Origin of the sequence: Bradyrhizobium sp. (assembly GCF_016462955.1) — a bacterium.
GTDB lineage: Bacteria > Pseudomonadota > Alphaproteobacteria > Rhizobiales > Xanthobacteraceae > Bradyrhizobium.
The window spans coordinates 5,697-14,642 of the sequence record NZ_JAEMSD010000138.1 but is presented as its reverse complement, the minus strand read 5'-3'; the positions used below and the strand labels follow the sequence as shown (position 1 = coordinate 14,642).

Here is an 8,946-nt window from a genome sequence, read left to right as displayed (position 1 = left end):
GTAGCTACGCGCTGCCCCGTCCTTGATCCGCCAGGGTCCTCTTGGGAGAAAATCCTCGCGCGGCACGGCGGCGAGCGCACCGAGCAGAGGCTTTGAGGAAATCCGCTCGCGCCTGGCGATCGATTCCACATAACGCGCACGCGCGGCGGCCAGATCGTTCATGTCACAGATCGGCCTGCTCGCGAGCGGGCGCGTCCATCCCGAGCTCGTTGACGAGATGCATCGCCTGCATCAGGTCCGGCGTGGAGAAGCCCTCGCTGAATCGGCCGACGATCGGCACGATCAGGAGCCTCGCATGCTCGCGCTTGCCGGCTTGATGCGACAGGCGCGCGAGGCTGACGGCGGTGCGAAGCTCCCACGACAGCGCCCCCTGCTGGCGCGCGATCTCCAGCGACAGACCGAACAGCTCCTCCGCCTCCTGCACCGAGGCCGGTTCGCCATTGGACAACGTGATCTCGCCTTGCAGGCGATAGACCTCGGCGAGATAGGAGTGATCGCCGGTCCGCCTTGCCGTCGCAAGCGCGCCATCCAGCGCGCGCAAGGCCGCGTCGCGCATCCCGACCTTGGCATAGGCTTCCGCCAGCAGGCAGCGGAACCAGCAACCGGCGAGCCAGGAATCCATCGCCTCGTACTCGTCGAGGCCGAAGCGCATCTGGCTGAGGCCTTCGTCGGCTTCGCCAAGCTGGGCCAGTGCCCAGCCGCGCAGGATGGTCGCCTGCTGCTTCCAATGCAGGAAATTGTGCTCGGTAGACAGGATCATGGCGCGGTTGGCGTGGTCGCGCGTGCCTTCCACGTCGCGCAAATGCTGGCGGAGGTAGGCGCCGAACACCAGCGCGAAGGCGAGCGTGAAGGGGTGGCGGATCTTCTCGGCGTTCGCGATCGCCTGCTCGCTGTGCTGACGCGCCGCGTCGGGCCGGCCGAGGAACCAGAGGAGGTAACCGAGATAGGACAACGAGACCACTCCGGAATCGATGCCGTGCCGCTCCATCAGGTCGGAGTGCAAATCGGAACTGAAGAGATTGATGCAGCGGTGCAAATGGTGCTGCGAGACGGCGAAGCGGCCGCGATAGAGCATGGTCATCGCGATGGCGCGGTGCGCCTCGATCAGATAGCCGGTCTGCTGTGCCGGCTGGGTCCGGTCGTTCAGCCGCGCGCGCTTGGCGAACTTCAACAGCTCCACGCTGAGGTCGTGCGCGCGCGTGAGATCGGCGCGGATGAAATGGCACACCCAGAGCCCGCGCGTGGCAGCGAAAACCTTCTCGTCGTCGTCGAGCTGACGGCCGAGCTCCAGCGCGCGGATATAGTTTTCCTCGACTTCCTGCACCGCATAGCCTTTGGCGGCGATCAGCGCGTTGCCGAGCGCAATGCGCAGCTCGAGCTCCATCTCGTCCGCGCCCTGCATGCGCGCATTGGCCTGCACGACGCTAAGGCCGCGGCGCAGATGGCCGATCGCCTCCAGATTGGCGCCGCTCCTGGCCGCCCGCTTGCCGGCCTTGAGCCAGAAGCTCGCGGCGCCCTCGCTGTGGCCGGATTCGGTCAGGTGATGGGCGAGCAGCTCCGGCTCGCGCTCGGCCTGCTCCGGATACATCCGGGCGAGCGCCTCGGCGATCCGGGAATGCAGCTTACGCCGTTCGCTGTGCAAGAGGCTCGCATGCGCGGCGTTCTGGATCATCACGTGCTTGAACGCGTAGAGCGCGTCCGGCGGCTCGCCGCGCCGGACGATCAGCCCTGCCGCCTCCAAATGATCGAGTGCCGCCTCGATCTGCTCGGCCGGCGTATCGGCGACGGCGTGCAGGGTCTCGTAGGAGAACTCGCGGCCGATCGTGGCGCCGATCTGCGCGATGCGCTTGAACGGGCCCATCCGGTCGAGCCGCGCCATCAGCGAGTCGGTCAGGGTGGCCGGGATTGCGAGCTGCCGCCACGGCCCCGACAGCACATAGCGCCCGTGCCGCTCGGTCAGGAGGTTGGATTCGAGAACCGTCTTGGTCAGCTCCTCCAGGAACAGCGGCACGCCGTCGGTCTTGACGATGATCTCCTCGACGACCTCCTTGGGCAGTTCGCGCCCCGCGACGCGCTCGACCAGTGTGGTACGGAGCGGCCGGCTCAAGCGGTTCAGCACGAGCGTCGTGATGTGCGAATGCGCATGCCAGCTCGGCTGGAATTCCGAGCGTGCCGTGATGATGACCAGGATCGGCCGGTTCTGCACCCGCTCGACCAGCAGATCGATCACCTCGCGGGAGGTCGGATCGATCCAGTGCAGATCCTCGAACGCGATCACCAGTGGCATCCCCCGCGCAAGGCCAAGGAAATGGTTGACCAGCGCCGCGACGGTCGCATCCTTCTGCTGCTGCGGCGACAGGTCGAGCGGCGGATAGCGGTCCCCGGTTGGTATCGACAGCAGCCCGGCAAACAACGGCGTGACCTGCTCGATGTCGCCATGAGCTGCGGCAATTGCGGTCTCGAGGCTCGCCAGCGACAGCGCGGAGGGATCCTCGCGATCGAGGCCGAGCGAGAATGTGAGCTGCTCGACAAACGGATAAAACGCGGTGGAGGTGTAGTAGGGCGAGCACTGGAGCGAGACATGCCCATGACGGTCGCCCGATATCCGTTCGAAAATCTCCTGGATGACGCGGGACTTGCCGATGCCGGGCTCGCCGAACTTGACCACGACCTGGCCATCGCCGTCCTTGGCCTGCTGCCAGCGTCCCATCAACAGCGCGATCTCCTCCTCGCGATTGACGAGCGGCGTCAGCCGCGTGCCCATTGCGGCGGCGAAGCGGGTCTCCATCCGCGAGGCACGCAACACGTGCCAGGCCTGTGCTTTCCCGGATATCCCCTTCAGGACGTGGACGCCGAGGTTGCGGTAGTCGAACTTCCCCTTCAGCAGCGATTGCGTGGAGGCGGAGATCACCACGCCGTTCGGCGGCGCCAGGGCTTGCAGGCGCGCCGCGAGATTGACGGTCTCTCCGGTGGCGGAGTCGCGTTCTTCGGATCCCTGTCCGATCAGGTCGCCGACCACGACGAGGCCGGTCGCGATCCCGATACGGACAGCAGGTGAGTGGAGCGTCCCGCTTGGCTCGACCTCGCGCGCCGTCGACAACACCCGCACGATCTCGAGCCCGGCGCGCACCGCGCGCTCGGCATCGTCCTCGTGTGCGGTCGGATAGCCGAAATAGACCAGGATACCGTCGCCGACGAACCGGGCGGCAAAGCCCTCGTACTGCTTCACCACGCGGACGCAGGTCTCGCGAAAGTCCGCGATCATGTCGCGGACGTCTTCCGGATCGAACTGTGCGGATAGCGAGGTGGAATCCACCATGTCGCAGAACATGGTGGTGAGCTGGCGCCGCTCGGCACCGATGCCCACCCGTGCTTGCGGATGCATCGCTGCGGCCGGAGCCTCCGCCGTTTGCGCTAGAAGTAGCGCCGCCATCGCCTGCTGGAGCCGTTTTCGATCGCCGAGCGGAAATCCAAGCTCGGCCAGGTCGGCATCGGTGAGATCGCCGATGACGTCGAGATCGAGACGGTGTTGCGCAAAAAGATCGATGTAGCGGCCGAGACCGATATCTTCGAGCCAGCGCTTGAGCCCGCCTTCCAAACTCGTCCCCGGCTCATTCTCCAGCATGGTGATTCCGCCCGACCATCACTCCGTAGAAGGGCTCCAGCGCCCCCTCAACCACAGATTTTGGGGCCAAAACTTCACCTCGGACTGGACGCGTTCCCAAACTTCTTGGAAGAATAGCTCAATCGGATCAAAAGGGAATGACGTTGTCGGAGATTGCATCCGGAACGGGCGAAGGATCAGCCGCCACGACGGCCGAAACGAAGATATTCACACATATCGGCGGCCTTCTCGAATTCTACGCCCGCAAGACACCAGCGGCGCCCGCGCTCCTCGCCCCCGGCCGGCCGGTCCTCAGCTATGGCGCGCTCGGGGAATCGATCCGGCAACTCGTCCGGGCCTTGCGTGAGCTCGGCATCGGTCCCGCAGACCGCGTTGCGGTCGCGCTGCCGCGCGGCGCGGACAGCGCGCTGGCGCTGATCGCGGTCGCCTCGAGCTGCGCTTGCGTGCCCGTCAATCCCGACCTGACGGCGGACGAGCTGCAACGTTATTTCAGCGAGTTGACGTTGAAGGCGCTCGTGACCCGGGCCGACATGAACTCGCCGAGCCGCGACGTCGCCAGGGCGCTCGATATCGCGGTGATCGATTTCGTGCCGGGCCCGCTCGATGATCTCGGCGGTTGCGCGTTCATCGCTCCCGCCATCGGGCCGGCGAATGCCAGCGGCAGTTCGCGCGGCGACGACGATGCGTTCATCCTGCTGACGTCGGGCACGGCGGCGCGGCCGAAGATGGTGCCGCTGACCCATCGCAACGTCTGCCTCTCCGCCTACAATGCCGGCCATGTTCTGTCGCTCAATTCGCAAGATCGCCTGCTCAACGTTCTGCCGCTGTTTCACGCCCATGGCTTGATCTCCGGCCTCCTGACAGCGCTGGCGGCCGGCTCCAGCGTGATCTGCACCGAGGGTTTCGACGCCTCGTCCTTCTTCGGCTGGATGCGGGAGCTGCAACCGACCTGGTACACGGCGGTGCCCACCATTCACCGCGCATTGCTGACGGCGGCGGAAACAAACCCCGACCGCGCCCGACCGTCGTCCTTGCGCGTGATCCGCTCGGCCTCGGCCTCGCTCGCGCCTGCGATTCTCGCAGGGCTGGAGGCCGCGTTCGGCGTTCCCGTGCTCGAAACCTACGGCATGACCGAGGCGGCCTCGCAGATTGCGGCCAATCCGTTCGAGTTGCGCAAGATCGGATCGGTCGGCCGCGCCGCAGGTCCCGAGATCGCGATCATGGACGAGGCGGGCCGCACGCTCCCAAGCGGAGCGCACGGCGAGATCATGCTGCGCGGGCCGAACATGAGCCGGGGCTACTATAATGACGAGGCCGCGACGCGGGCCGCCTTCCGCAACGGCTGGTTTCGCACCGGCGATCTCGGCTACCTCGATGCCGATGGCTATCTCTTCATCGTCGGCCGTATCAAGGACGTCATCAATCGCGGCGGTCAGAAGATTTCGCCGCTGGAGGTCGAGGACGTCCTGCTCAGCCATCCGGCGGTGCTGGAAGCCGGCGTGTTCGCTCTCCCCCACGAGAAGCTCGGCGAGAATGTCGCGGCCGTCGTGGTGCTGCGGCCGAATTCCGAGGCGACCTCCGACCAGTTGCGCCAGTTCGCACGAAAGCGGCTTGCAGCCTACAAGGTCCCGAGCGTGATCCGCAGCGTGGCGGCGCTGCCGAAGGGCGCCAGCGGCAAGGTCAAGCGCAACGCCCTCGCCGCGCTGATCGCAAGCGTGGAGATGCGCGACGAGACCCGGCTGCCGCGCAACGCGCTGGAGGCCCAGCTCGCCGAGATCTGGGCTGGCCTGATGGAGCTGCCGCAGGTCGGCGCCGACCAGGACGTCTTCGCGCTGGGTGCGGATTCGCTGGCGGTGACACAAATGCGCTCGCGCCTGCGCGACCGCTTCCATGTCGACTTCTCGTTCGAAGACATCTTCGATTGCCCCACGGTCGCAGCGCTCGCGGCCCGGATCGAGACCGCCGCAACCCGGCACGAGACGGCGCTGCCGGCCTGGCGCCGGCTTGCGGGCACCGACGCGCCGCTGTCGTTCCAGCAGCAGCGGATGTACGTGCTGTCGCGGCTCGACCCGACCCGCTACAATTATAATGTCGTCGAAGTCGCCGTCCTCAAAGGTCTCATCGACGTCGCGGCGCTTTCCACGGCCGTCGCGGCGGTCTGTGCACGCCACGACGTGCTGCGCTCGGTCTTCGTCGAGCGCCAGGGCGAGCCGGTGCAGCATGTGCTGCCATCGCCGCCGCGGGTCGGCCGCATCAAGCTCAAGCCCTGCGCTGAGGACAAGCGGCCCGCGATAATCCGGCGCAAGGCGCTCGAGCTTGCCCAGCATCCGTTCGACCTGACGCGCGAGCCGCCCTTGCAGGTGACGCTGCTGTCGTTCGACAAGAGCAGTCATGCGCTGGTGGTCAACGTCCATCACCTCGCCACCGACGGCTGGTCGCAGCGGCTGTTCTGGGAGGAGCTCGCCGCCCACTATGCCGCGGCGCGCAAGAAGCACCCGGCCGCCCTGCCTCCGCCCGCCTTCCAGTATCGCGACTTCGCGCTCTGGCAGCAAAGCTGGGCGCAGACGCCTGCGGCGAACGAACAGCTCGCCTATTGGCGCACACAGCTCGAGGGCGTCACCATGCTGCCGCTCCGGACAGACAGGCCGAGGCCTGAGGTCTGGAGCGGGCACGGCGCGCGACACTACCTCGAACTCTCCAACACGCTGTCCAGCGACTTGCGCGCGCTGAGCCAGGACCAGGGCGTCACACCGTTCATGACGCTGCTCGCGGCCTTCCAGTGTCTGATGTTCCGCCACACCGGGCATGAGGACGTCGCCACCGGATCGCTGATCGCCAACCGCAACCAGATCGAGACCGAGCGGCTGATTGGGCTGTTCGCCAACACCCTGGTGCTGCGCAACGATTTTGGCGGCGATCCGAGCTTTGGCGAGATGTTGCGGCGGGTGCGGCAGGTCACGCTCGACGCCTACCGCAACCAGGACCTCCCGATCGAAGAGGTGCTGCGCGCATTGCAGATCGCGCGCCGCAGCGATGGCAATCCGCTATTCCGGATCATGTTCATCCTCCAGAACGCCTCGATCGAGACGGCACGCTTTCCCGGCCTCTCTACGCGGCGGCTGGAAGTCGATCCCAAAGTGGCGCGCTTCGACATCACGCTCGAACTGGTCGAGGCCGACGGCGGCTTCAGCGGGTTCTTCGAATACGCCACCGATCTGTTCGACGCCGCGACGATCGAAGGCATGGCCGCCCAGTTCAAGACCCTGCTCAAAGCCGCCATCGTCGATCCGGAGCAGCGCATCTCGCGCCTGCCGCTCCTGACCGGGACCGAACGCCGGCAATTGCTGGCGAAAGGCCGGGGCGTGCCGGCCAATTTCACCATGCGCGGCAACTTGAGCCAGCGCTTCGACCGCCAGGCCAGCAAGACGCCGAACGCCGTCGCGGTCTCGGATGGTCGCACGTCCCTGAGTTATCGCGAACTGGCGCGCCGCAGCGGAGCCGTCGCGCACTGGCTGGCCCGCGAGGGCATCGGCGCCGAGAGCGTGGTTGCCTTGCTCGCGGATCGCGGGCCCGATTTGCTCGCCGCGATGATTGCGGTGCAGCGCGTCGGCGCGGCCTTCCTCAATCTCGATCCAGAGCAGCCAGCGGCCCGGCTTACGACCATCCTCGGATCGAGCTGTGCCCGTGTGCTGCTGGCCGGACGGGCCCAATCCGCCATGGCCGAGGCGCTGCTCGATCCGCTGGTCGAGCGCATCCGGGTCGCAGAGCTCGACGATGCTCTCGCGTCCGGATCGACGAAGCCGGCCCGTCCGGCCCGGCGCGGCGCCTCCAGCCTCGCTTACCTCGTCTACACGTCCGGCTCCTCCGGCGCGCCGAAGGGTGTCATGATCGAGCAGCGTGGTCTCTCGAACCATCTGGCCTCGCTGATTGCCGAGCTGAAGCTGTCGGCCAGGGACGTGATCGCACAGACCGCGCCGCAGAGCTTCGTCATCTCGGTCTGGCAATTCCTCGCCGGGCCGATGGTCGGCGCGCGCGTCCACATCTGCGGCAACGCGATCGTGCAGGACCCGATCCTGCTGGCGCGGGAGATCGAGCGCGAGGACATCACGGTGCTCGAGATCGTGCCTTCGCTGCTGCGCGTCATTCTCGATCGCATGGACGAAGCGCAGGTCCGGCGCGCCTTCGCGGGGTTGCGGCTGCTGATCTCGACCGGCGAGCCGTTGCCCGTCGATCTCTGCCGTACCTGGTTCGCCCGTTGCCCTGGGGTGCCGCTGATCAATGCCTATGGGGCGTCGGAATGCTCTGACGACGTCTCCCTTTATCGCCTGACCAAGGCGCCGGCGATCGCCACGACCAACGTTCCGGTCGGCGCACCGCTGCCGAACACCCAGCTCCATGTGCTCGACGCACAGCTCCAGCCGCAACCGATCGGCGTGACCGGCGAGCTCTGCATCGCAGGCGCCGGAATTGGCCGCGGCTACATCAACGACCCCGCCCAGAGCCGGCAGCGCTTTTTGCCCGACCCCTTTTCGCGCAAGGCCGGCGGCCGGCTCTACCGGACTGGCGATCTTGCCCGACGCCGCGCTGACGGGACGATTGAATGCCTCGGCCGCGCCGACCATCAGGTCAAGGTCCGCGGCTATCGCGTCGAGCTCAAGGAGATCGAGAACGTGCTGGCCGGGCACCCAGGGGTGCGCGCCGGCATCGTCGAACCGCGCCGCGAGGCCGGCGGCGACGTCAGGCTGATCGCTTACGTCGTCGCAAAGCCCGACAGCCGGAGTAGCGCGAGCGAGCTGCGCGAGTTCCTGAAGTCCCGGCTGCCCGGCTACGCCATCCCGTCCGCCTTCCTGTTCCTGGATCAAGTGCCGCTCAACGCCCATGGCAAGATCGACCGGTCCGCGCTGCTGGCGCCCGTCCAGCCGGAAACGTCCGGGCCAGACGCGGCGGTCCCGGCGCGGCGCTTCACCGAGAAGGTGCTCTCCGACATCTGGATCGACCTGCTGAAGACGGAGAGCATCGGTGTCACCGACAATTTCTTCGATCTCGGCGGCCATTCGCTGCTGGCCGGCCAGGTCATGGCGCGCGTCGCGCGTGCGCTCGGCGTTTCGCTGCCGATCAAGGTGCTGTTCGAGGCGCCGACGATCGCAGAATTCGCCCTGCGGGTCGACGAGGCCGTGGCGGCGAAGCCGCAAAAGCCTGCCGCAAGCATTCCGCGCCCGGCTGCAGGCGAGCTTCCCGCGCTTTCCATTGCGCAGGACCAGATGCTGCGGATCGAGCGGAAGCTGCCGGGGCTGCCGCTGTTCAACCTGCCCTTCGCCTTC

At 66.9% G+C, this 8,946-nt stretch carries 2 protein-coding genes and 1 pseudogene; 1 reads left to right on the top strand and 2 read right to left on the bottom strand.

Translation table 11 applies throughout. The annotated features are described in order from the left end of the window. Both JHD07_RS39795 and JHD07_RS16240 read right to left on the bottom strand, forming a co-directional pair. Positions 1-162, bottom strand: a pseudogene (locus JHD07_RS39795) (methyltransferase); the annotation flags it as partial. A 1-nt stretch (position 163) separates the two neighbouring features. Further along, complete coding sequence (locus tag JHD07_RS16240; RefSeq protein ID WP_291623916.1) at positions 164-3,625, bottom strand: AAA family ATPase; 3,462 nt, start codon at positions 3,623-3,625, stop codon at positions 164-166. Positions 3,626-3,762: 137 nt separating this feature from the next. Here JHD07_RS16240 and JHD07_RS16235 point away from each other — a divergent pair. Continuing rightward, positions 3,763-8,946 (top strand): non-ribosomal peptide synthetase (locus tag JHD07_RS16235; RefSeq protein ID WP_291623914.1); only part of this gene is annotated, 5,184 nt, incomplete at its 3' end.